The following is a 21,566-nucleotide window of genomic DNA, read 5'->3' as shown; positions in this document are numbered from 1 at the left end:
ATGCCCAAGCAGAAGACCCACTCCGGCGCCAAGAAGCGCTTCAAGGTCACCGGTTCCGGCAAGATCATGAAGCAGCAGGCTGGCATGCGCCACAACCTCGAGGTGAAGAGCGCCAAGCGCAAGGCTCGCCTGAACCAGGACCAGGTGCTCGCTCCCGCCGACGCCAAGGTCGCCAAGAAGCTTCTCGGTCACTGACCGCTGACACGAACGTAGAGGAACAAGAAAATGGCAAGAGTCAAGAGAGCGGTCAACGCCGCCAAGAAGCGTCGCGTCATCCTCGAGCGTGCCGAGGGTTACCGCGGTCAGCGTTCGCGCCTGTACCGCAAGGCCAAAGAGCAGGTCACGCACTCGCTCGTCTACTCGTACCGTGACCGTCGTGCGCGCAAGGGCGAGTTCCGTCGTCTGTGGATCCAGCGCATCAACGCCGCGTCGCGTGCGAACGGCCTGACCTACAACCGCCTCATCCAGGGTCTGTCCCTGGCCGGCGTCGAGGTCGACCGTCGCATCCTGGCCGAGCTGGCCGTCAACGAGCCCGCCACGTTCGCGTCGCTCGTCGCCACCGCCAAGGCCGCGCTGCCCGCCGACACCTCGGCCCCCAAGGTCGCCGCGTAGTCGCACCCGCACCACCCTCGAGGCCCGACGGCCCGACACCCACCCCGGTGTCGCCGTCGGGTCTCGTGCGTCCGCGGCAGGCGGTGGTCCTCGTGCGGCATCATGGACGGGTGCCCCACGACTCCCTGCTCGACAATCCCCGTTCACCCCGAGTCCGGGCGGTGGCCAAGCTCTCGAAGCGCGACGCTCGCACCGAGACCCGCACGTTCCTGCTCGAAGGGCCGCAGTCGGTCGGTGAGGCCCTGGCCTTCCGGCCCGAGCTGATCGTCGAACTCTTCGGCACCCCGACGGCTCTCGAGCGTTACCCCGAGGTGGCGGTCGCCGCCGGGGCGGAGGGCATCGACGTCCAGTTCGTCACCGAGCCGGTGCTCGAGGCCATGGCCGACACGGTCACGCCACAGGGCATCGTCGCCGTCTGTCGGCAGTTCCCCACGTCGGTCAAGGACGTCTTCGCCGCCGAGCCGAAGCTCGTCGTGATCCTCGAGGAAGTCCGCGACCCCGGCAACGCGGGCACCATCATCCGGGCCGCGGACGCCGCGGGTGCCGACGCCGTCATCATGACCGGTCGCAGCGTCGACCTCTACAACCCCAAGGTCGTCCGGTCCACGACGGGTTCGCTGTTCCACGTGCCGGTCGCCGTGGGCGTCGAGTTGCCGGCGATCGTCGACCGGTGTCGTGAGATCGGCCTCCAGGTGCTCGCCGCCGACGTCAAGGGAGACGACCTGCTCGCCGCCCGCACCGAGGGCGTGCTCGCCGAGCCGACCGCCTGGCTCTTCGGCAACGAGGCCCGGGGTCTCACCGACGCCGACCTCGCGCGTGCCGACCGCACCTTGGTCGTGCCCATCTACGGTCACGCCGAATCGATGAACCTCGCGACGGCGGCCTCGGTGTGCCTCTACGAGAGCGCCTTCGCCCACCGCGGCTAGCGCCTCCTCGTCTCGCAGGAGGCGCGGGTCGGGTCGGGCACTCTGGTCGCGGTGGGACGCGTCGTTTCGTTTTCATTAAGAATCCACTGTGAATTTGACCCCGACCTGGGGGTCTGTTTGTGTGGGCGCATGGAACCCCTCGTCGTGGTCGACCACGTCAACAAGCACTTCGGTGACCTCCACGTCCTGAAGGACATCACCACGACGGTGGGCAAGGGTGAGGTGGTCGTCGTGATCGGCCCGAGCGGTTCGGGCAAGTCGACCCTCTGCCGGGCGATCAACCGCCTCGAGACCATCGACGACGGCGTCATCACGATCGACGGCACGCGTCTGCCCGAAGAAGGTGCGGCTCTCGCCCGCCTGCGCGCCGACGTCGGCATGGTGTTCCAGAGCTTCAACCTCTTCTCGCACAAGACCATCCTCGAGAACGTCATGCTGGGCCAGCTCAAGGTGCGGAAGCGCACCAAGGCCGAGGCGCGCGAGCGGGCGATGCAGTTGCTCGAGCGGGTCGGCGTCGCGAACCAGGCCGACAAGATGCCGTCCCAGCTCTCGGGCGGGCAGCAGCAGCGTGTCGCGATCGCCCGGGCACTGGCGATGGACCCCAAGGTGATGCTCCTGGACGAGCCCACCAGCGCACTCGACCCCGAGATGATCACCGAGGTGCTCGACGTGATGGTGCAGCTCGCGAAGGACGGCATGACGATGATCGTCGTCACCCACGAGATGGGGTTCGCGCGCAAGGCCGCCGATCGCGTCGTCTTCATGGCCGACGGTCAGATCGTCGAAGAGGCGACGCCCGAGAAGTTCTTCACCGACCCTCAGTCGCCCCGCGCCCAGGACTTCCTCGCGAAGATCCTCACGCACTGAGCGGGCGCGGCCGAGTCCGCGACCCGTTCCCCGGCACCCGAACAGCCGGCCCACGACACCCGATCGCCGCCCGGCGTCCGGGTCACCCAGCAAGGAGATCAGAATGCGACTCAGCAAGGGATTCGTCGCCGTAGCCGCAGCAGCCGCCGTGGTCCTCGGCCTCTCGGCCTGCACCGACTCGTCGGCCCCGGCCGTCGACGTCGAGACGCCGGCCGACTTCGCCGAAGGCAGCACCATGGCCCGCCTCGCCGACGCCGGTGAGATCACCATCGGCACCAAGTTCGACCAGCCGCTGTTCGGCCTGGCCAACCCCGACGGCGTGCCCGAGGGCTTCGATGCCGAGATCGGCAAGCTCGTCGCCGCGAAGCTCGGCATCGAAGCCGACAAGATCACGTGGGTCGAGACCGTCTCGGCCAACCGCGAGCCGTTCATCCAGAACGGCCAGGTCGACCTCGTCATCGCGACCTACACGATCAACGACGATCGCAAGAAGGTCGTCTCGTTCGCCGGCCCGTACTACACGGCCGGTCAAGACCTGCTCGTGCTCGACGGCAACCCCGAGGGGATCGAGTCCGCCGACGATCTGGCCGGCAAGAAGGTCTGCACCGTCAGCGGCTCGACCAGCGAGAAGAACGTGGCCGAGTACACCACCGACATCCTCGCCACCGACACGTACTCGAACTGCCTCGAGCCCCTCCGCACCGGTGCGGTGTCGGCCGTGACGACCGACAACGTCATCCTGGCCGGCCTCGCCGACCAGAACGAGGGCGAGTTCGAGGTCGTGGGGGAGACCTTCACCGAAGAGCCCTACGGCATCGGTCTGGCCCTCGACGACACCGACTTCCGCATGTTCGTCAACGACACGCTCCAGGACGCCGAGGACGACGGCACCTGGGACGAGCTGTGGGAGAAGACCGCGGGCAAGGTGCTCGACACCCCGACGCCCCCCACGATCGACCGCTACTGACACCGCGCGGGCACCCGGGGCGACCAGCCCCCGGGTGCCCGCGTCCTGCCCCGACCGAAGGACCCTGTTGAACCCCTTGGACGTCATCCCCGGCTTCGACGCCGTGACCGACAACTGGCCCCGCTTCTGGGACGGCTTCGTCACGACGCTCCAGCTGCTCGTTCTGTCGGGCCTCGGGGCCCTCGTGATCGGTTTCTTCGTCGCGGCACTGCGCATCTCGCCCGTGGCGTCCTTCCGCACGTTCGCGACGGTCTACACCGAGGCGCTGCGCAACATCCCGCTCACGCTCGTGCTCTTCTTCTGCGCCTTCGTCCTGCCGTACCTCGGAGTCGACTTCGGCACGTACTTCCCGTTGGCCGTCATCGGCTTGACCGCGTACACCTCGCCGTTCGTCGCGGAGGCCATCCGGTCGGGCATCAACGGCGTCCCCGTCGGGCAGGCCGAGGCGGCCCGCAGCATCGGCCTCGGCTTCGGCCAGACGCTCGGCCACGTGATCCTCCCGCAGGCCATGCGCATGGTCGTGCCCCCGCTGATCAACGTCTTCATCGCCCTCACCAAGAACACCTCGGTGGCCGGTGGTTTCTTCGTGGCCGAACTCTTCGCCGCGGGGCGCTACATCGCGAACGATCGTGGTGACGCCGTCATCACGACGCTGCTCGCCGTGGCGTTCTTCTACCTGCTCGTCACCATCACGCTCGGCCGTCTCGCCGCCGTGGTCGAGAAGAAGGTCGCAGTCCTCCGATGAGCACCTCCGTCCTCTACGACGCCCCGGGGCCGAGGGCCCGCCGCACCTCGCGGATCATCTCGGTGGTCGGCGTCGTGCTCGTCCTGGCCCTGGTCGCCTACCTCGTCTACCTCCTCGGCCGCCCCCGCATCAGCGCGAACGGTGCCGAGAGTTCCGGCGTGCTCGACGCGTCGCGGTGGGACATCCTCGGTGACCTCGCGCTCTGGCGGGCGATCGGTCGGGGCTGGTTGGCGACCATCCAGGCCGCGGCCGTCGCGTCGGTCCTCGCGGTGGTCATCGGCGTCCTCTTCTCGTTCCTCCGGACGGCGCGGTCCGCCTGGGTGCGCGTTCCCACGACGGTGCTGCTCGAGTTCTTCCGCGGCATGCCCGTCCTGCTGATGATGCTCTTCATCCTGTTGGTCTTCTCGACCGGGGCCTTCTGGGCCGTGGTCGCGGCGCTGGCGGTCTACAACGGGGCGCTCATCGGCGAGGCGCTGCGCGCGGGCATAGCCTCGCTGCCGAGGGGGCAACGCGAGGCCGGCCTCGCGATCGGGCTCACCCCGATCCGCACGCGCTTCGCCATCGAGTTCCCGCAGGCCTTCCGTCAGATGCTGCCGATCATCCTGGCCCAGCTCGTCGTCCTGTTGAAGGACACCTCGCTCGGCTACATCGTCGGCTACGTCGAACTGACCCGGAGCGGTCTCACGCGTCTGGGCACCTACTACGGCAGCACGTACACGTTCACCCTCTTCGCGGTCGTCCTCGTCGTCTACCTCGCCACGAACCTCCTGCTCTCGTGGGTCGTCCGCGTCGTCGACCGACGGACGGGGCGGCGTGCGGTCGTCGCCAAGCGCCCGGGCACGCCGAAGGACCCGGGCATGTTCGGACGCGGCGGCCGCTACGAGTCCGACCACGTGTCGGGCCGCGCGACCTGACCCGGTCCGTCCACCCGATCCCAGCCCGCGCCTCCTCGTCCGTCACGACCAGGAGGCGCGGGTCGCCTCCCAACGATCGCTAAGCTTGGTTCTCGTGTCAGACTCCGTCCCCCTCTCCGAAGACGCCGTCGCGTCGGCGGTCGACGCCGCCCTTGCGGCGATCGCCACGGCGGCCACCGTCGCCGAGCTCAAGACCGCCCGTGCCCAGCACGTCGGCGAGGCCTCGGTGCTGGCCCGCCTGAACGCCGGTCTGCGCGACCTGCCGAACGACCAGAAGGCGGCGGCGGGCAAGCTCGTCGGTCAGGCCCGAGGTCGGGTCGGTCAGGCCGTCGCCACGCGCGAGGCCGAGCTGGCCGTGATCGAGGAGTCCGCGCGGCTCGAGGCCGAGGCCGTCGACGTCACGGCTCTGCCGTCGCGCCGTCGCGCCGGGGCCCGTCACCCCCTGACCTTGCTGCAAGAGCGCATGGCCGACCTGTTCGTCGGCATGGGGTGGGAGGTCAACGAGGGCCCCGAACTCGAGCACGAGTGGTTCAACTTCGACGCCCTGAACTTCGACGCCGACCACCCGGCCCGGGCCATGCAGGACACGTTCTTCGTCGACCCCGTCGACCGTCACCTGGTGTTGCGCACGCATACGTCGCCGGTGCAGATCCGCACGCTCCTCTCGAAAGAGCTGCCGGTCTACAACGTCGCGCTGGGCCGGGTGTTCCGCACCGACGAGCTCGATGCGACGCACACGCCCGTCTTCACCCAGCTCGAGGGCATCGCCGTCGACGAGGGCCTCACCATGGCGCACCTGCGCGGAACCCTCGAGCACCTCGCCCGCTCGATGTTCGGCGCCGAGGCGCAGATCCGGCTGCGCCCCAACTACTTCCCCTTCACCGAGCCCAGCGCCGAGATGGACGTCTGGCAGCCGAACGCCAAGGGCGGCGCACGGTGGGTCGAGTGGGGCGGTTGCGGGATGGTCAACCCGAACGTGCTGCGGGCGGCCGGCATCGACCCCGAGCGCTACCAGGGTTTCGCCTTCGGCATGGGCATCGAGCGCACCCTCCAGTTCCGCAACGACCTCAACGACATGCGCGACATGGTCGAGGGTGACGTCAGGTTCAGCGAGCAGTTCGGGATGGTGGTCTGATGCGGGTTCCGCTGAGTTGGCTCGGTGAGTTCGTCGAGCTGCCGGGCGACGTGTCGCTCGAGAGCGTCCACGCCGCCCTCGTGTCGGTCGGGTTCGAAGAAGAAGACGTCCACGTCGGCGACGTGACCGGGCCCCTCGTGGTCGGTCAGGTGCTCGAGTTCACGCCCGAGCCGCAGAAGAACGGCAAGACGATCAACTGGTGCCAGGTCGCCGTGGGGCCGAACGCCTCGACCGACCCCGATGACGTCCGCGGCATCGTCTGCGGTGCCCACAACTTCGTCGTCGGCGACAAGGTCGTCGTGTCGTTGCCCGGTGCGGTGCTGCCCGGTCCGTTCCCGATCGCCGCGCGCAAGACCTACGGGCACGTCTCCGACGGCATGATCGCCTCGTCCCGCGAGCTCGGCCTCGGCGACGAGCACGACGGCATCCTCGTCCTCTCGTCGCTCGGTCTCGATCCCGAGGTCGGCACGGACGCGATCGCGCTGCTCGGCCTCGACGAGGCCGCGGTCGAGATCAACGTGACGCCCGACCGGGGCTACGCCTTCAGCATCCGGGGGGTGGCCCGCGAGTACTCGCACGCCACCGGGGCGACCTTCCGCGACCCCGCGTCGCTCGTCTCTCCGACCCCGTCGTCCGGCTTCCCGGTGGTCGTGGACGACCAGGCCCCCGTGCGCGACCGGGTCGGCGTGCAGACCTTCACCACCAAGGTGGTCCGCAGCATCGACGCGACCCGTCCGACCCCTCCGTGGCTCGCGTCGCGCTTGCGGTTGGCGGGGGTCCGCAGCATCTCGCTGCCGGTCGACGTCACGAACTACGTCATGTTCGAGCTCGGCCAGCCGATCCACGGCTACGACCTCGACAAGGTCAGCGGTGGCCTCTCGGTCCGCCGGGCCGCACCGGGCGAGCGCCTCGAGACCCTCGACGGCCAGGTACGCGACCTGCACGCCGAGGACCTCGTGATCGCCGACGAGTCGGGTGCCGTCGGCCTGGCCGGCGTCATGGGCGGCGCCTCGACCGAGATCGGCGCGACCACGACCGACGTCCTCGTCGAGGCCGCGACCTTCGACCCCACGTCGATCGCCCGTACCGCCCGCCGCCACAAGCTGCCGAGCGAGGCGTCCAAGCGCTTCGAGCGCGGTGTCGACCCGCAGGTGGCCGAGGCAGCCGCCCAGCGCGTGGTCGACCTGCTCGTCGAGCTCGCCGGCGGCACGTCCGACGCGCTCGGGTCACGATGGGACGCCTCCACCCCTCCCGACACGATCACCCTGCCGGTCGATCGAGCCGCCCGCCTCATGGGCGTCGACTACACCGACGACGAGGTCTCCGGTGCCCTCACGGCCATCGGGGCCAGCGTCGAGCGGGCTGGTGACGACTGGCTCGTGACCCCGCCGACCTGGCGCAGCGACCTGGTCGACTCCGCGTCGCTCGTCGAAGAAGTCGCTCGCATCACGGGTTACGACCGCATCCCCTCCGTCCTGCCCGTCGCCCCGGCCGGTCGTGGGTTGTCGCGCGAGCAGCAGCTGCGTCGGCAGGTGTCGAACGGGCTCGCCGCGGCCGGCTCGACCGAGGTCGCCGCGTACCCGTTCGTCTCCTCGGCCCAGAACCTCGCCTTCGGCTCGGCCGACGGCACCGGGCTGCCCGCCGTCCGACTCGCCAACCCCCTCGACTCGGCGGTGCCCGAACTCCGTCGGTCACTGGTGCCGGGGCTGCTCGAGGTCGCCCGTCGCAACCTCGGTCGCGGTCTCGTCGACCTCTCGGTGTTCGAGGTGGGCACGGTCTTCCTGCCTGACGAGGGCGTCGTCTACGGCAGCGACGAGGTCCCGTTCGGGGCCGCCCGCCCCGACGACGCCACGCTGGGCGCCCTCGCCGACGCCCTGCCGCGCCAGCCGCGACACCTCGGCCTCCTGACGGTCGGCACGGTCGTCGATCGCGCCCCCGGGCAATCCGCCGTCCCGGCGTCCCTCGCCGACGTGCTCGACGCCGTGCGCGTCGCGGCGTCGGCCGTGGCCGCCGAGGTCACCTTCCGACAGGCCCGGCACGTCTCGCTGCACCCGGGCCGCACGGCCGAGGTGCTCGTCGGCGACGAGGTCGTGGGCATCGCGGGCGAGCTGCTGCCCAGCGTGGCAGCCGAGCTCGACCTGCCCCGGGTGGTCGCCGTGGCCGAGCTCGACCTCGACCGCCTCATCGCCCTCGCCGTCGCCGAGCCGGCCACCTCGGCCCTCTCGTCCTACCCCGCGGCGACCCAAGACCTCTCCCTCGTGGTGGGCGTCGACGTCCCCGCGGGCGACGTGCTCGCGACCGTGCGCGAGGGTGCGGGCCAACTGCTCGAGACGGTCCGGCTTGTCGACGACTACCGAGGTGCCGGGTTGCCCGACGCGACGAAGTCGCTCACCTTCGCCCTGCGCTTCCGGGCCGGAGACCGCACCCTCACCGCCGCCGAGGCCTCCGAGGCCAAGTCCGGCTCCGTCCGCCTGGCCGGCGAGCGATTCGGGGCGGCGCTCCGCGACTGACACTCGCCCGGCGCCGCCGCCCCTGATCCCAGGCCGAATTCGAACATTAGGGTGGACGCATGCCTTTCTCCGTTGCCGTGGCCGGCGCGAGTGGTTACGCCGGTGGTGAGCTCCTGCGCTTGCTGGCCGAGCATCACGACTTCGAGGTGCAGACCGTCACCGCGTTCCAGAACGCCGGTCAGCCACTCCTCGCGGTCCAGCCGCACCTGCGCTCGCTGGCGCACCTGACCCTGGTCGACACGACGCCCGAAGCCCTCTCGGGGCACGACGTCGTGTTCCTCGCCCTGCCCCACGGCAAGTCGGGGGCGATCACCGCCCAGTTGCCCGACGACACGCTCGTCGTCGACTGTGGTGCCGACCACCGGCTGACCGACGAATCCGCCTGGCAGGCGTTCTACGGTGGCGAGTTCTACGGAGCCTGGTCGTACGGCCTGCCCGAACTCGTCCTCGGTGACACCCCGGGTCGTCAGCGCGACGTCCTGGTCGGGGCCAAGCGCATCGCGGTGCCCGGCTGCAACGTCACCGCGGTGACCCTGGGGCTGGCCCCCGGCGTCCAGGCGGGCGTCGTCGAGACCGCCGACATCGTGACCGTGCTGGCCGTCGGTCCGTCCGGGGCGGGCAAGGCGCTCAAGACCCACCTGTTGGCCAGCGAGTTGATGGGGTCGGCGTCGGCCTACGGGGTGGGCGGCAGCCACCGGCACATCCCCGAGATCCAGCAGAACCTCCGGGTGGCCGGTGCGACGGAGGTGAACGTCTCGTTCACCCCGGTGCTCGTGCCGATGGCGCGGGGCATCCTCGCCACGACGACGGCGCGTCTCGCCCCGGGCGTCACCGCCCACGACGTGCGATCCGCCTGGCAGCAGGCCTACGCGAACGAGCCCTTCGTGCACCTGCTGCCGGACGGCGAGTTCCCGCGGACGGCCGACACGATCGGTGCCAACACCGCCCTGATCGGACTCGCCGTCGACGAGGCCGCCGACCGCGTGGTCGTGGTCACCGCCCTCGACAACCTCGTGAAGGGCACGGCCGGTGCCGCCGTCCAGTCCGCCAACATCGCGCTCGGCCTGGCCGAGACCACCGGCCTCGGCCAGAACGGAGTCGCCCCGTGAGCGTCACCGCAGCAGCCGGTTTCGAGGCCTCCGGCGTCGTCGCCGGCCTCAAGAGCTCGGGCGCGCCGGACGTCGCCCTGGTCGTCAACCGAGGTCGCAGCACGGCCGCAGCGGCCGTCTTCACCAGCAACAGGGCCAAGGCGAACCCCGTCCTGTGGTCCCAGCAGGTCGTCGCCGACGGTCGCGTCGACGCCGTCGTCCTCAATTCCGGAGGCGCGAACTGCTTCACGGGAGCCTTCGGCTTCCAGACGACGCACTCCACGGCCGAGACCGTGGCCGGCGCCCTCGGCCTGTCGGCGACGGACGTCCTCGTCTGCTCGACGGGCCTCATCGGCGTCGGCGACCAGACCTTCCGCGACAAGGTGCTGAGCGGCTCCACGGCCGCGGCCGACGCCCTGTCGGTCGACGGCGGCCTCGATGCCGCCACGGCGATCATGACGACCGACACCAAGCCCAAGCAGGCCGTCGTCTCGGGTGACGGCTGGGTCGTCGGCGGAATGGCCAAGGGTGCGGGCATGCTCGCCCCCGGACTCGCCACGATGCTCGTCGTGCTCACGACGGACGCCGACGTCGACGCGTCCGGTCTCGATTCCGCACTCCGCGAGGCGACCCGGGTCACCTTCGACCGTCTCGACTCGGACGGCTGCATGTCGACGAACGACACCGTCGTGTTGTTGGCCAGCGCCGAGTCCGGTGTCGCGCCTCCTGCCGGCGACTTCGCGGCGGCGGTCACGGCGCTCTGTGCCGACCTCGCCGAGCAGTTGCAGGCCGACGCCGAGGGTGCCTCGCACGACATCCGCATCGAGATCGTGGGGGCGGCATCCGACGACGACGCCGTCGAGGTGGGCCGTTCGATCGCCCGCAACAACCTCTTCAAGGCAGCCGTCTTCGGCAACGACCCCAACTGGGGCCGCGTGCTCGCCGCCATCGGCACCACGTCGGCCGAGTTCGACCCGTACGACGTCGACGTGACCATCAACGGCGTCCGCGTCTGCCACGCCGGGGCACCCGATCGGCCGAGCGACGACGTCGACCTGACGCCCCGGGCGGTCCACGTGCTCGTCGACCTGAAGACGGGGCCGGTTGAGGCGACCATCCTGACGAACGATCTCACGCACGACTACGTGCACGAGAACAGCGCGTACTCCAGCTGATGGGCGTCCACACGAGCACCGGTGCGACGGCGGCCGACGAGCAGGAGCTCGCGGCGGTCAAGGCCTCGACCCTGATCGAGTCCCTGCCCTGGCTGAAGCGCTTCTCTGGCAAGGTCGTCGTCGTGAAGTTCGGCGGCAACGCCATGGTCGACGACGCCCTCAAGCAGGCGTTCGCCGAGGACATGGTCTACCTGCGGTACGCCGGGTTGCACCCGGTGGTCGTCCACGGCGGGGGGCCACAGATCTCGGCCGCCCTCGACGCCGCCGGCATCGAGAGCGAGTTCCGGGGCGGTTACCGCTACACGTCGACCGAGGCGATCTCGGTCGTGCGCGACGTCCTGGCCGGCGAGGTCAACCGCGAGATCGTCGACCTGATCAACGAGCACGGCGACCTGGCCCGCGGTGTCTCCGGCGAGGGCTCGACCTTGTTCGAGGGTCGCAAGCGCGGTGTCGTGGTCGACGGCGAGACCTTCGACCTGGGACACGTGGGCGACGTGACACACGTCGACCCGTCGTCGGTGCTGGCCGAGATCGAGGCGGGGCGCATCCCCGTGGTGTCGTCGATCGCGACGAACACGATCGACCCGGAACACGCCCTCAACGTCAACGCCGACGCGGCGGCGGGGGCCCTGGCCATCGCCCTCGGTGCGGCCAAGCTCGTCGTCCTGACCGACGTCGCAGGGCTCTACGCCGACTGGCCGAACCGCGACTCGCTCGTCGAGGCCATCACGGTGTCGGCCCTCACCGACATGCTCCCGACCCTCGAGTCGGGCATGATCCCCAAGATGCGCGCCTGCCTCGACTCGGTCGTCGGTGGCGTCGGAGGAGCGACCATCATCGACGGTCGCATCCCGCACTCGATCCTCCTCGAGGTGTTCACCCAACGCGGGTCGGGCACCGAGGTGGTTCCCGACGACCGGGCGGCGTCGACCGGCGCCCCCGTCGTCACCTCGTTCGGCACCCCCGCCGGCGAGATCGTCACCACCGGGGGCACCGCCCCGGGTGGCCCTGCCGCGAGCGGCACCGACACGAAAGGACAGTCGTGACCATGATCCAGACCCAAGGCGGTACCTGGCAGCGCCGATTCGGCGACTCGATGATGCGTTCGCTGTCGACTCCGAAGGTGATGCTCGACCGCGGCGAGGGCTGCCAGGTCTGGGACGTCGACGGCAAGCGTTACCTCGACTTCCTGGCGGGCATCGCCGTGAACGCCCTCGGACACGCCCACCCGGTGCTCGTCGAGGCGCTCACCGAGCAGGCGAGCAAGCTGATCCACGTCTCCAACTACTTCGCGACGGCCCCGCAGGTCGAGCTCGCCGAACGGCTGACCCGCATCAGCGGTGCCGGCGAGCGTGGGCGCGTCTACTTCGGCAACAGCGGAGCCGAAGCCAACGAGGCCGCGGTCAAACTGGCTCGCCTCAACCGCGGTGACGGCTCGCGCACCCGCATCCTCGCCCTGCAGAACTCGTTCCACGGGCGCACCATGGGCTCGCTCGCGCTGACCGGCAAGCCGGCGCTGCGCGAACCGTTCGAGCCGATGATGCCCGGGGTCGAGCACATCGACACGACCGTCGAGGCACTCGAAGCGGCCCTCGACGGTACGGTGGCCGCCCTGTTCGTCGAGCCGATCAAGGGCGAGGCCGGCGTCGTCGACCTGCCCGAGGGCTACCTCGAGCGTGCCCGCGAACTCACCACGAAGCACGGGGCCCTGCTGATCCTCGACGAGATCCAGACCGGCATCGGCCGGACCGGCTCGTGGTTCGCCTTCCAGCAGCACGACATCGTCCCTGACGCCATCACCGTCGCCAAGGGCATCGCCGGGGGAGTCCCCATCGGTGCGCTCATCACCTTCGGCGACACGTCCGACCTGTTCGAGGCCGGTCAGCACGGCAGCACCTTCGGCGGCAACCCGCTCGCGACCGCCGCGGCCAACGCCGTGCTCGGCGAGATCGAGTCGAGCCAGCTCGTGCTCAACGCGATCGTCCGGGGCGACCAGCTCCGCGCGGCCGTCGAGTCGATCGGTTCGCCGCTCGTCCGCGAGATCCGCGGCAACGGCCTCCTCATCGGCCTGGGGCTGGCGCAGCCCGTCGCGGCCCAGGTCGCCGCCGACGCCCTCGAGGCCGGCCTCATCGTCAACGCCCCCAACGACTCGAGCATCCGTCTCGCGCCTCCCCTGATCGTCGGTGACGACGAGATCGCCGAGTTCACCCAGATCATGACCACCGTCCTGAAAGGCCTCGAATGACCCGCCACTTCCTCCGGGACGACGACCTGACCACCGCCGAGCAGCTCGAGGTGCTCGATCTCGCCGACGAACTCAAGCGCGACCGTTGGTCCCAGCGCCCGCTGGCCGGTCCGCAGACCGTCGCCGTCATCTTCGACAAGTCGTCGACCCGTACCCGGGTCTCCTTCGCGGTCGGCATCGCCGACCTCGGCGGCAGCCCGCTGATCATCGCCACCGCGAACAGCCAGCTCGGCGGCAAGGAGACCCCGTCCGACACGGCGCGCGTGCTCGAGCGCATGGTGTCCGCCATCGTCTGGCGCACCTACGCGCAGTCCGGCCTCGAAGAGATGGCGGCGGGGACGACCGTGCCCGTCGTCAACGCGTTGAGCGACGACTTCCACCCGTGTCAGCTGCTCGCCGACCTGCAGACCATCCGCGAGAAGAAGGGCACGCTCGCCGGCCTCTCGGTGGCCTTCGTCGGTGACGGGCGCTGCAACATGGGCCAGTCGTACCTGCTGGCCTGCGCGACCGCGGGCATGCACGTCCGCATCGGTGCCCCCGAGGGCTTCCTGCCCGACCCGACCGTCGTGGCCGACGCCGAGGCGATCGCCGCGCGGACGGGTGGCTCCGTGCTCGTCACGACCGACGCGGTCGAGGCCGTCGCCGGGGTCGACGTCGTCGTGACCGACACCTGGGTCTCGATGGGCAAGGAGGACGAGAAAGACGAACGGGTCGCCGTCTTCGGATCGTTCAAGGTCGACCAGGCGTTGATGGCCCAGGCCGACGCCGACGCGATCTTCCTGCACTGTCTCCCCGCCGACCGCGGGTACGAGGTCACGGCCGACGTCATCGACGGCCCGACCAGCGTCATCTGGGACGAGGCCGAGAACCGGCTGCACGCCCAGAAGGCGCTGCTCACCTGGCTGCTGGCCCGCTGAGCACCCCCACCACCTCACACACACGTAGCCACACCCACACCACTCAAGGAGAACCATGGCGGAACGCGTCGTCCTCGCATACTCAGGAGGCCTCGACACCTCGGTCGGCATCGGCTGGTTGGCCGACGCCACCGGAAAAGAGGTGGTCGCCCTCGCCGTCGACGTCGGACAGGGCGGAGAGGACATGGAAGACATCCGACAGCGTGCCCTCGACTGCGGTGCGGTCGAATCGGTCGTCGTCGACGCCAAAGAAGAGTTCGGCACCGATTACCTGATGCCGGCCCTCAAGGCCAACGCGCTGTACCAGAAGACCTACCCGCTGGTGTCCGCCCTCAGCCGTCCGCTGATCGCCCGCCACCTGGCGTCGGTCGCGAAGGAACTAGGTGCGAACAGCGTGGCCCACGGGTGCACCGGCAAGGGCAACGACCAGGTCCGTTTCGAGGCGGCCGTCGCGGCCCTCGCCCCCGACCTGACGAGCATCGCCCCGGTCCGTGACCTGGCCCTCACCCGCGACAAGGCGATCGTCTACGCGGAAGAGCACGCCCTTCCCATCCGCCAGAGCGCCAAGAACCCCTATTCGATCGACAAGAACGTCTGGGGCCGCGCGGTCGAGACCGGGTTCCTCGAGGACCCCTGGAACGCTCCCATCGAGGACCTGTACGAGTACACGCAAGACCCGGCCGTCGTCAAGGACGCCGACGAGGTCGTCATCACCTTCGAGGCCGGAGTCCCGACGGCGATCGACGGGGTGGCGTTCACCCCGCTGGGCATCGTCGAGCGCATGAACGAGCTCGCCGGCAAGCACGGCGTCGGCCGCATCGACGTCGTCGAGGACCGGCTCGTCGGCATCAAGAGCCGCGAGGTCTACGAGGCCCCTGGCGCGATGGCGCTGATCGCCGCGCACGAGGCGTTGGAGGCCCTGACCATAGAGCGCGACCTCGGCCGGTACAAGCGTGGCGTCGAGGCCGAGTGGTCCAACCTCGTCTACGACGGCCTGTGGTTCTCGGGTCTCAAGCGGTCGCTCGACGTCTTCATCGACGACACGCAGAAGTACGTGTCGGGCGAGATCCGTCTCAAGCTGCAGGGCGGGCGCGCGGTCGTCACCGGTCAGAAGAGCGACGCGAGCCTCTACGACTTCGACCTCGCGACCTACGACACGGGCGACACCTTCGACCAGTCCCTGTCGAAGGGCTTCATCGAGATCTGGTCGCTGCCCAGCAAGATCTCGGCTCGTCGCGACCTGGCCCACGGGGCGTGACCGACGCGAGCGGGCTCGGCGAAGGGTCGGGCAAGAACGAGCGAGCAGGCGAGGCGGGCGCCCTCTGGGGCGGCCGCTTCGCCTCCGGGCCGTCCGCCGAGCTCGCCGCGCTCAGCAAGTCCACGCAGTTCGACTGGCAGCTGGCCTCGTACGACATCGCCGGGTCGCGCGCACACGCCAGGGCTCTGGCGGCGGCGGGATACCTCGACGCGTCCGAGCTCGAGGCCATGCTGTCGGCGCTCGACCGGCTCGAGTCGGACGTGCTCGACGGCACGTTCACCGCGGCCGAGACCGACGAGGACGTGCACTCCGCCCTCGAGCGGGGGCTCATCGGCATCGCCGGCGCCGAGCTCGGCGGCAAGCTCCGGGCGGGGCGTAGCCGCAACGACCAGATCGCGACGCTGGTGCGCTTGTACCTGCGCGACCACGCCCGCGTCATCGGTCGGCACGTCGTCGACCTGGTCGACGCGATCGCCGGTCAGGCGACGGCCCACCCGTCGGCCGTGATGCCCGGCCGGACGCACCTCCAGCACGCGCAGCCGGTGCTGTTGGCGCACCACCTCCTCGCCCACGCCTGGCCTCTGGTCCGCGACCTCGAGCGCCTGCGCGACTGGTCGCGTCGGGCCGGTGCCTCGCCGTACGGAGCGGGTGCCCTCGCGGGTAGCTCGCTGGGGCTCGACCCGCTCCTCGTGGCGACCGATCTGGGCTTCGACCGCACGACCGAGAACTCGATCGACGCGACGGCCAGTCGTGACGTCGTGTCGGAGTTCGCGTTCGTCACGGCGTCCATCGGCATCGACCTCTCGCGGCTGGCCGAAGAGATCATCCTCTGGAACACCCGCGAATTCGGCTTCGTCCGTCTGCACGACGCGTTCTCGACCGGGTCGAGCATCATGCCGCAGAAGAAGAACCCCGACATCGCCGAACTCGCGCGCGGCAAGTCGGGGCGGCTCATCGGCAACCTGACGGGTCTGCTCGCGACCCTCAAAGGGCTGCCGCTGGCCTACAACCGAGATCTCCAGGAAGACAAAGAGCCGGTGTTCGACTCGGTCAGCCAGCTCGAGGTGCTGCTCCCGGCGTTCACGGGCATGGTGGCGACCCTCGATTTCGACGAGGTCCGAATGGCCGAGCTCGCGCCGCAGGGATTCTCACTCGCGACCGACGTCGCCGAGTGGCTCGTCCGTCAGGGGGTCACGTTCCGCGACGCACACGAGATCAGCGGCGAGCTGGTGCGGTTCTGTGAACAGCACGACCTCGAGCTGCACGAGCCCACCGACGAGCAGTACCGGTCCGTCTCGGCGCATCTCACACCCGAGATCCGCCCCGTCCTGACGGTCGAGGGCTCGATCGCCAGCCGTCGAGGGGCCGGCGGCACGGCTCCCGAGCGGGTCGCCGAGCAGCTCGCGCAGCTGACCGAGCAGATGCGCCACCTGGTCCGGTCCCTCGCCCCGGCGGCACCGTGACCCGTCGACGACCGGGCGCTCGCGACGACCGGCCGGTCCGTGCCTGGGTGGTCCCCGTCGTCGTCGCGATCGCCGTGGCGGTGCTCGTCGCCGTCGCGGTGATCGCAGTCGCCAGTGGTCAGCGCTTCTTCTGAACGAGACGATCGCGGTGAGCACGGGGGAGTGGTGACGACGACACCCGACGACGACGTGCTCGCGGCACTGCTGGCCGAACCGGCGCTGGCCGTCGCGCCGCGCCTCCTGGGCTCGGTCTTCTGGTCGGGCGGCGTCGGCATCCGCCTGACCGAGGTCGAGGCGTACCACGGCCAGGGGCAGGACCCCGGCTCGCATGCGCACCGGGGCCGGTCGGCGCGCAACGACAGCATGTTCGAACGCGGCGGAACGCTCTACGTGTACCTGTCCTACGGCATCCACCGCTGCGTCAACATCGTGTGCGGGCCCGAGGGCTTCGCGTCCGGTGTCCTCTTGCGTTCGGGCGAAGTGGTGGCCGGCGTCGACGAGGTCCGGGCGCGTCGGACGACGTCGCGGACGTCGGCCGACCTCGCCCGAGGTCCCGGCCGTCTCGGCTCCGCACTCGGCATGGAGCTCGGCGACGACGGCTCACGCCTCGTCGCCGACACCCCCGGTCAGGAGGCGCGGTTCCGTCTTCGCCTCCCGTCCGCACCGGTCGGCCCGATCGCCGCCGGCCCGCGTGTCGGTGTGTCGGGTCACGCCGGTGGCGACGCGTTCCCGTGGCGGTTCTCGCTCGAGGGTGATCCCTCTGTCTCCCCGTACCGCGCCGCCGTCTCGCGACGACGCGGTGGGGCGTGAAGACGGTGGCGGAGGCCGCTGGTACCGTTTCCGACGTGACCAGTGAAACGACTGCAGACGTCCTGGCCGCCCAGAGCAACGACCCCTCGTTCGACGACGTGTGGGACGAGATGCAGTGGCGCGGCCTGGTGCACGTGTCGACCGATGCCGACGCCCTCAAGACCCTTCTCGCCGGTCCGCCGATCACGTACTACTGCGGTTTCGACCCGACGGCCCCCAGCCTCCACCTCGGCAACCTCGTGCAGTTGCTCACCATGCGCCGCCTGCAGCTCGCCGGCCACCGGCCCCTGGGGCTCGTGGGCGGGTCCACCGGCCTCATCGGCGATCCGCGCCCCACCGCCGAGCGGGTGCTCAAGACGCCCGAGCAGACGGCCGAGTGGGTCGACCGCATCCGCGTCCACGTCGAGAAGTTCCTCTCGCCCGACGGTGACAACGGTCTCCGAGTGGTGAACAACCTCGACTGGACGTCTCCGCTCAGCGCCATCGAGTTCCTGCGCGACATCGGCAAGAACTTCCGCGTCAACACCATGCTCAAGAAAGACGCCGTGGCCGCGCGTCTCAACTCCGACGCCGGCATCAGCTACACCGAGTTCAGCTACCAGATCCTCCAGGGCCTCGACTTCCGCGAGCTCTACCGCAGCTACGACTGCGTCCTGCAGACCGGCGGCAGCGACCAGTGGGGCAACCTCACCAGTGGCACCGAACTCATCCGCCGCACCGAAGGCGTCTCGGTCCACGCGATCGGCACGCCGCTGATCACCAACACCGACGGCACCAAGTTCGGCAAGAGCGAGGGCAACGCGGTCTGGCTCGACGCCGAGTTGACCAGCCCGTACGCGATGTACCAGTTCTGGCTCAACACCGACGACGCCGACGTCGTCCCTCGGCTCAAGGTCTTCACGTTCCTCTCGCGTTCCGAGATCGAGCGGCTCGAGAGCGCCGTCGCCGACGAACCCTTCCGTCGGGAGGCGCAGCGAGCGTTGGCCTGGAACGTCACGTCCCTGGTCCACGGCACCTCGGCCACGCAGTCGGCCATCGACGCAGCCGCCGCGCTCTTCGGGCAAGGCGACCTCACGGTCCTCGACCCGCGGACTCTCGCCAGTGCCATCGCCGAGTTGCCGGCGGCCGAGGCCGATGCGTCGACCACGATCGCTCAGGCGTTGGTCGACACCGGACTCGTCGCGTCGTTGGGTGCAGCCCGCCGGGCCACGGCGGAGGGTGGTGTCTACGTGAACAACACCCGGGTCGAGAACGGCGATGCTCTGGTCGCCGACTCGAGACTCGACGGGGGAGTCGTCGTGCTCCGACGCGGTAAGAAGACGCTCGCCGGCGTCACCGTCAAGGTCTGACCTCGAATCGACCTCCGGACGACGGAAGCCCGTTCCCTCGTCGAGGGGGCGGGCTTGACGTCATCCCACGGCAAGGAATGCACGCGGCTGGCCATGCTTTCAGGGCTTCAGTCACGCGACACGCCCGGGATGCCCAGACATTTGGAGGTGCGACCGGTGAGCTGTGTAAAGTAATTCGAGTCAGCCCAAAGGTGCGGCGGAACGGCTAGGACAGCGACCAGCAATGGTTCTGCTCCGGAGTTCCCCGGCCTCAAGTGGTGACATCCTCCCCGAAGCCACGTCGTTTACGGCTTGCGATTCGTGTGGTAGGGTTTCAAATCCATCCTCTGGTCATTACCAGGTGCTGGTCCTCAACTTTGGGGGCCGGAAATCAAGTCGTTCCGACTTGGTCCATCAGGATGGTACGGTTCCACAGCAGCTTCGAGCGAGGGTCTTTCCGACCGGGCCTCGAGTGCGTTTGGTCCTTGAGAACTCAACAGCGTGCACATTGTCAAATGCCAAATTATACCCTGGCATTGCTTGTGGCTTCATCTTTGGTGGGGTTGTGAGTGGTGTTTAGGTTTCTTTGAGATTGATGGACAACAACAATCGTCAGATTGTTTTGTTCTTTAGTCAGCATCAAATTCAGCAGTCATGGCCTATTCCGGTTGTGCTGTTTGGCGCGGGTGCGGGGTCAGGGCGCGGCGCGGCCGAGCTCGCGCTCGAGCAGCTCGAGGTCGATCTTGACGTGCTCGCGGGCGATGGCCGCGGCGTCCGCCGCACGCCCGTCGCAGATCGCGGCGACGAGCGCCTCGTGGTCGGCGAGGGCGCGCAGCTCCATCTCGCGCATGCCGTCCGGCCCGCCCCAGAGGTGCGCCGGCGCCGAGATGCTCACCCGGGCCTCGAGGTCGAACAGCACCCCGCGCAGCGTGGCGTTGCCGGCGGCCTCGGCGATCGCGACGTGCAGCGCCTCGTCGGCTTTCTGCGACGCGAGGCCGGACGCGGCGCCGCGATAGCCCTCGAGCCGGTCGTGCAGCCGGTCGACGTCGTCCGGGGTGCGGTTCTCGGCCGCGGCCTCGGCGACGACGCCGTGCAGTCGGCTGATCGCCTCGCTCGTGTCGCGCAGGTCGGACCAGCGCGCGGCGAGCGTGCGGCGCACGACGTCGGTGCCCGAACCCGGTGCCGGCGCCTGGACGAACGAGCCCCCGCCGCGCCCGCGTTGCGTCACGATCAACCCCTGCTCGACGAGTCGGGCCAGGGCGGCCCGCACGGTCATGCGACCGACCCGCAGCGAGGCGGCGAGGTCGCGCTCGGCGGGGAGGCGCGAGCCGGGCAGGTACTCGCCGATCGTGATGGCCGTGACGAGGCGGTCGGTGAGGTCGTCGACCCGGGTCGTGGGGGCGAGAGGGGCCCCGAGGGCGCCACCGAGGGCGCCGTCGACCGCGACGTCCGAGCGCGCGCCGCCCGCGCCTCCTCGGCTGTCGTCCTGGCCCATCGCGTCCCCGTCCCGGCTCGCCGACCCGTCGTGCGTGCAGCCGTCGAGGTCTCGTCGTGTTACGAGCAGATTAAGGCATCGCGAAAGGTCTTGTCGTGAGACCTTAGCCGGGTGCATGCTCACCCGCATGTCCACGATCACCACCGGCACCGCCGCCTTCCATGACGCCGAGACCTGGTACCGGGTCACCACGCCCGACGAGCCGCGCGAGGGTGCGCTGCCCCTCGTCGTGGTGCACGGCGGCCCGGGGATGGCCCACGACTACCTTCGCAACCTCGAGGCCCTCGCCGACGAGACCGGCCGCACCGTCGTGCACTACGACCAGCTCGGCTGCGGCCGCAGCACCCACCTGCCCGACGCGCCCGTCGACTTCTGGCAGCCCAGCCTCTTCGTCTCGGAGTTCGCGAACCTCGTGGCGCACCTCGGCCTCGAGCGGTACCACCTGCTCGGCCAGTCGTGGGGCGGCATGCTCGGGGCCGAGATCGCCGTGACGACGCCGGACGGGTTGGCGAGCCTGGCCATCTGCAACTCGCCCGCGTCCATGCAGCTCTGGGTCGAGGGCGCCGCCGAGCTGCGCGACCAGCTGCCGACCGACACCCAGGAGGCGCTGGCACGCCACGAGGCGGACGGCACGACCACCGACCCCGAGTACCTCGCCGCCACCCAGGCGTTCTACGAGCGGCACGTCTGCCGCGTGGTGCCCATGCCGCAGGACTTCGTCGACAGCGAGGAGCAGATGGAGGCCGAGCCGACGGTCTACCACACGATGAACGGGCCGAACGAGTTCCACGTCATCGGCACGCTGCGCGACTGGACCGTCGTGGACCGCCTGCCGGCGATCACGACGCCGACCCTCGTCGTCGCGGGCGAGTTCGACGAGGCGACGCCCGCCACCTGGCAGCCCTTCGTCGACGGCATCGCCGACGTCCGGTCGCACGTGTTCGCCGGTGCCAGCCACTGCTCGCACCTCGAACAGCCCGAGGAGTTCCGGGCCGTCGTCGCGCCGTTCCTGGCGGCGCACGACGAGCTGCGCGACGCCGCACGCGCCTCCTGACCGGCGCGGGCCGCGCCTCCTGAACCGACGCGGCCCGCGCTTCCCGCCCCCCGACCC

General features: G+C 69.9%; 21 protein-coding genes. 20 read left to right on the top strand and 1 reads right to left on the bottom strand.

Annotation, left to right across the window (positions count from 1 at the left end; all coding sequences use genetic code 11):
* The 19 genes from rpmI to tyrS all read left to right on the top strand — a co-directional run bounded on the left by rpmI (position 1) and on the right by tyrS (position 18,981).
* Positions 1 to 195 carry a 50S ribosomal protein L35 gene (rpmI, locus tag ARTHRO9V_RS09465; protein ID WP_043596704.1) on the top strand — a complete coding sequence of 65 codons (195 nt, stop codon included), beginning with the start codon at positions 1 to 3 and terminating at the stop codon, positions 193 to 195.
* A 30-nt stretch (positions 196 to 225) separates the two neighbouring features.
* The gene (rplT, locus tag ARTHRO9V_RS09460; protein ID WP_043596706.1) at positions 226 to 612 is read left to right on the top strand and encodes a 50S ribosomal protein L20; all 387 of its coding nucleotides are present in this window, start codon (positions 226 to 228) and stop codon (positions 610 to 612) included.
* Positions 613 to 737: 125 nt separating this feature from the next.
* On the top strand, positions 738 to 1,538 hold the full coding sequence (locus ARTHRO9V_RS09455) for an RNA methyltransferase (protein WP_159828623.1): 801 nt from the start codon (positions 738 to 740) through the stop codon (positions 1,536 to 1,538).
* 129 nt (positions 1,539 to 1,667) lie between these two features.
* The gene (locus ARTHRO9V_RS09450; protein ID WP_159826801.1) at positions 1,668 to 2,405 is read left to right on the top strand and encodes an amino acid ABC transporter ATP-binding protein; all 738 of its coding nucleotides are present in this window, start codon (positions 1,668 to 1,670) and stop codon (positions 2,403 to 2,405) included.
* A 103-nt stretch (positions 2,406 to 2,508) separates the two neighbouring features.
* On the top strand, positions 2,509 to 3,372 hold the full coding sequence (locus ARTHRO9V_RS09445; protein ID WP_056048049.1) for a glutamate ABC transporter substrate-binding protein: 864 nt from the start codon (positions 2,509 to 2,511) through the stop codon (positions 3,370 to 3,372).
* 76 nt (positions 3,373 to 3,448) lie between these two features.
* On the top strand, positions 3,449 to 4,117 hold the full coding sequence (locus ARTHRO9V_RS09440; RefSeq protein WP_043596711.1) for an amino acid ABC transporter permease: 669 nt from the start codon (positions 3,449 to 3,451) through the stop codon (positions 4,115 to 4,117).
* Positions 4,114 to 5,031, top strand: coding sequence for an amino acid ABC transporter permease (locus ARTHRO9V_RS09435; protein ID WP_159826800.1), 918 nt, complete (start codon positions 4,114 to 4,116; stop codon positions 5,029 to 5,031). The genes ARTHRO9V_RS09440 and ARTHRO9V_RS09435 overlap by 4 nt, the downstream gene beginning before the upstream one ends.
* Positions 5,032 to 5,125: 94 nt before the next feature.
* Positions 5,126 to 6,166: a phenylalanine--tRNA ligase subunit alpha gene (pheS, locus tag ARTHRO9V_RS09430; RefSeq protein WP_056048045.1), complete on the top strand. Its 1,041-nt coding sequence runs from the start codon at positions 5,126 to 5,128 to the stop codon at positions 6,164 to 6,166.
* Positions 6,166 to 8,676 carry a phenylalanine--tRNA ligase subunit beta gene (pheT, locus tag ARTHRO9V_RS09425; RefSeq protein WP_159826799.1) on the top strand — a complete coding sequence of 837 codons (2,511 nt, stop codon included), beginning with the start codon at positions 6,166 to 6,168 and terminating at the stop codon, positions 8,674 to 8,676. Before pheS ends, pheT begins: the two co-directional genes overlap by 1 nt.
* A 59-nt stretch (positions 8,677 to 8,735) precedes the next feature.
* On the top strand, positions 8,736 to 9,785 hold the full coding sequence (argC, locus tag ARTHRO9V_RS09420) for an N-acetyl-gamma-glutamyl-phosphate reductase (protein WP_159826798.1): 1,050 nt from the start codon (positions 8,736 to 8,738) through the stop codon (positions 9,783 to 9,785).
* The gene (gene argJ, locus ARTHRO9V_RS09415; protein WP_056048035.1) at positions 9,782 to 10,939 is read left to right on the top strand and encodes a bifunctional glutamate N-acetyltransferase/amino-acid acetyltransferase ArgJ; all 1,158 of its coding nucleotides are present in this window, start codon (positions 9,782 to 9,784) and stop codon (positions 10,937 to 10,939) included. Before argC ends, argJ begins: the two co-directional genes overlap by 4 nt.
* Positions 10,939 to 11,985, top strand: a complete 1,047-nt coding sequence (argB, locus tag ARTHRO9V_RS09410) for an acetylglutamate kinase (protein WP_159826796.1) — start codon at positions 10,939 to 10,941, stop codon at positions 11,983 to 11,985. Before argJ ends, argB begins: the two co-directional genes overlap by 1 nt.
* 2 nt (positions 11,986 to 11,987) lie before the next feature.
* On the top strand, positions 11,988 to 13,184 hold the full coding sequence (locus ARTHRO9V_RS09405; protein ID WP_123571770.1) for an acetylornithine transaminase: 1,197 nt from the start codon (positions 11,988 to 11,990) through the stop codon (positions 13,182 to 13,184).
* Entirely contained in the window at positions 13,181 to 14,101 is a 921-nt protein-coding gene (gene argF / locus ARTHRO9V_RS09400) for an ornithine carbamoyltransferase (RefSeq protein ID WP_159826794.1), read from the top strand. Before ARTHRO9V_RS09405 ends, argF begins: the two co-directional genes overlap by 4 nt.
* Positions 14,102 to 14,156: 55 nt before the next feature.
* On the top strand, positions 14,157 to 15,359 hold the full coding sequence (locus tag ARTHRO9V_RS09395; protein ID WP_056048027.1) for an argininosuccinate synthase: 1,203 nt from the start codon (positions 14,157 to 14,159) through the stop codon (positions 15,357 to 15,359).
* Positions 15,356 to 16,822, top strand: coding sequence for an argininosuccinate lyase (gene argH, locus ARTHRO9V_RS09390; RefSeq protein ID WP_159826792.1), 1,467 nt, complete (start codon positions 15,356 to 15,358; stop codon positions 16,820 to 16,822). Before ARTHRO9V_RS09395 ends, argH begins: the two co-directional genes overlap by 4 nt.
* Positions 16,819 to 16,956, top strand: a complete 138-nt coding sequence (locus tag ARTHRO9V_RS09385) for a hypothetical protein (protein WP_192122614.1) — start codon at positions 16,819 to 16,821, stop codon at positions 16,954 to 16,956. The genes argH and ARTHRO9V_RS09385 overlap by 4 nt, the downstream gene beginning before the upstream one ends.
* A gap of 31 nt (positions 16,957 to 16,987) precedes the next feature.
* Positions 16,988 to 17,632 carry a DNA-3-methyladenine glycosylase gene (locus tag ARTHRO9V_RS09380; RefSeq protein WP_201298930.1) on the top strand — a complete coding sequence of 215 codons (645 nt, stop codon included), beginning with the start codon at positions 16,988 to 16,990 and terminating at the stop codon, positions 17,630 to 17,632.
* A 110-nt stretch (positions 17,633 to 17,742) separates the two neighbouring features.
* On the top strand, positions 17,743 to 18,981 hold the full coding sequence (gene tyrS / locus ARTHRO9V_RS09375) for a tyrosine--tRNA ligase (RefSeq protein WP_159828620.1): 1,239 nt from the start codon (positions 17,743 to 17,745) through the stop codon (positions 18,979 to 18,981).
* 673 nt (positions 18,982 to 19,654) lie between these two features.
* On the opposite strand, the gene ARTHRO9V_RS09370 is transcribed toward tyrS, so the two are convergent.
* The gene (locus tag ARTHRO9V_RS09370) at positions 19,655 to 20,455 is read right to left on the bottom strand and encodes a FadR/GntR family transcriptional regulator (RefSeq protein WP_056049431.1); all 801 of its coding nucleotides are present in this window, start codon (positions 20,453 to 20,455) and stop codon (positions 19,655 to 19,657) included.
* A 127-nt stretch (positions 20,456 to 20,582) separates the two neighbouring features.
* On the opposite strand from ARTHRO9V_RS09370, the gene ARTHRO9V_RS09365 reads away from it, so the two are divergent.
* A complete protein-coding gene (locus ARTHRO9V_RS09365; protein WP_236557002.1) occupies positions 20,583 to 21,509 on the top strand; it encodes a proline iminopeptidase-family hydrolase in 927 nt (308 codons plus the stop codon).
* Positions 21,510 to 21,566: the final 57 nt, after the last annotated feature.

Source organism: Frigoribacterium sp. 9N (assembly GCF_902506305.1).
GTDB lineage: Bacteria > Actinomycetota > Actinomycetes > Actinomycetales > Microbacteriaceae > Frigoribacterium.
The sequence above is the reverse complement of the archived record's forward strand: the minus strand, read 5'-3'. Positions and strand labels throughout refer to the sequence as shown.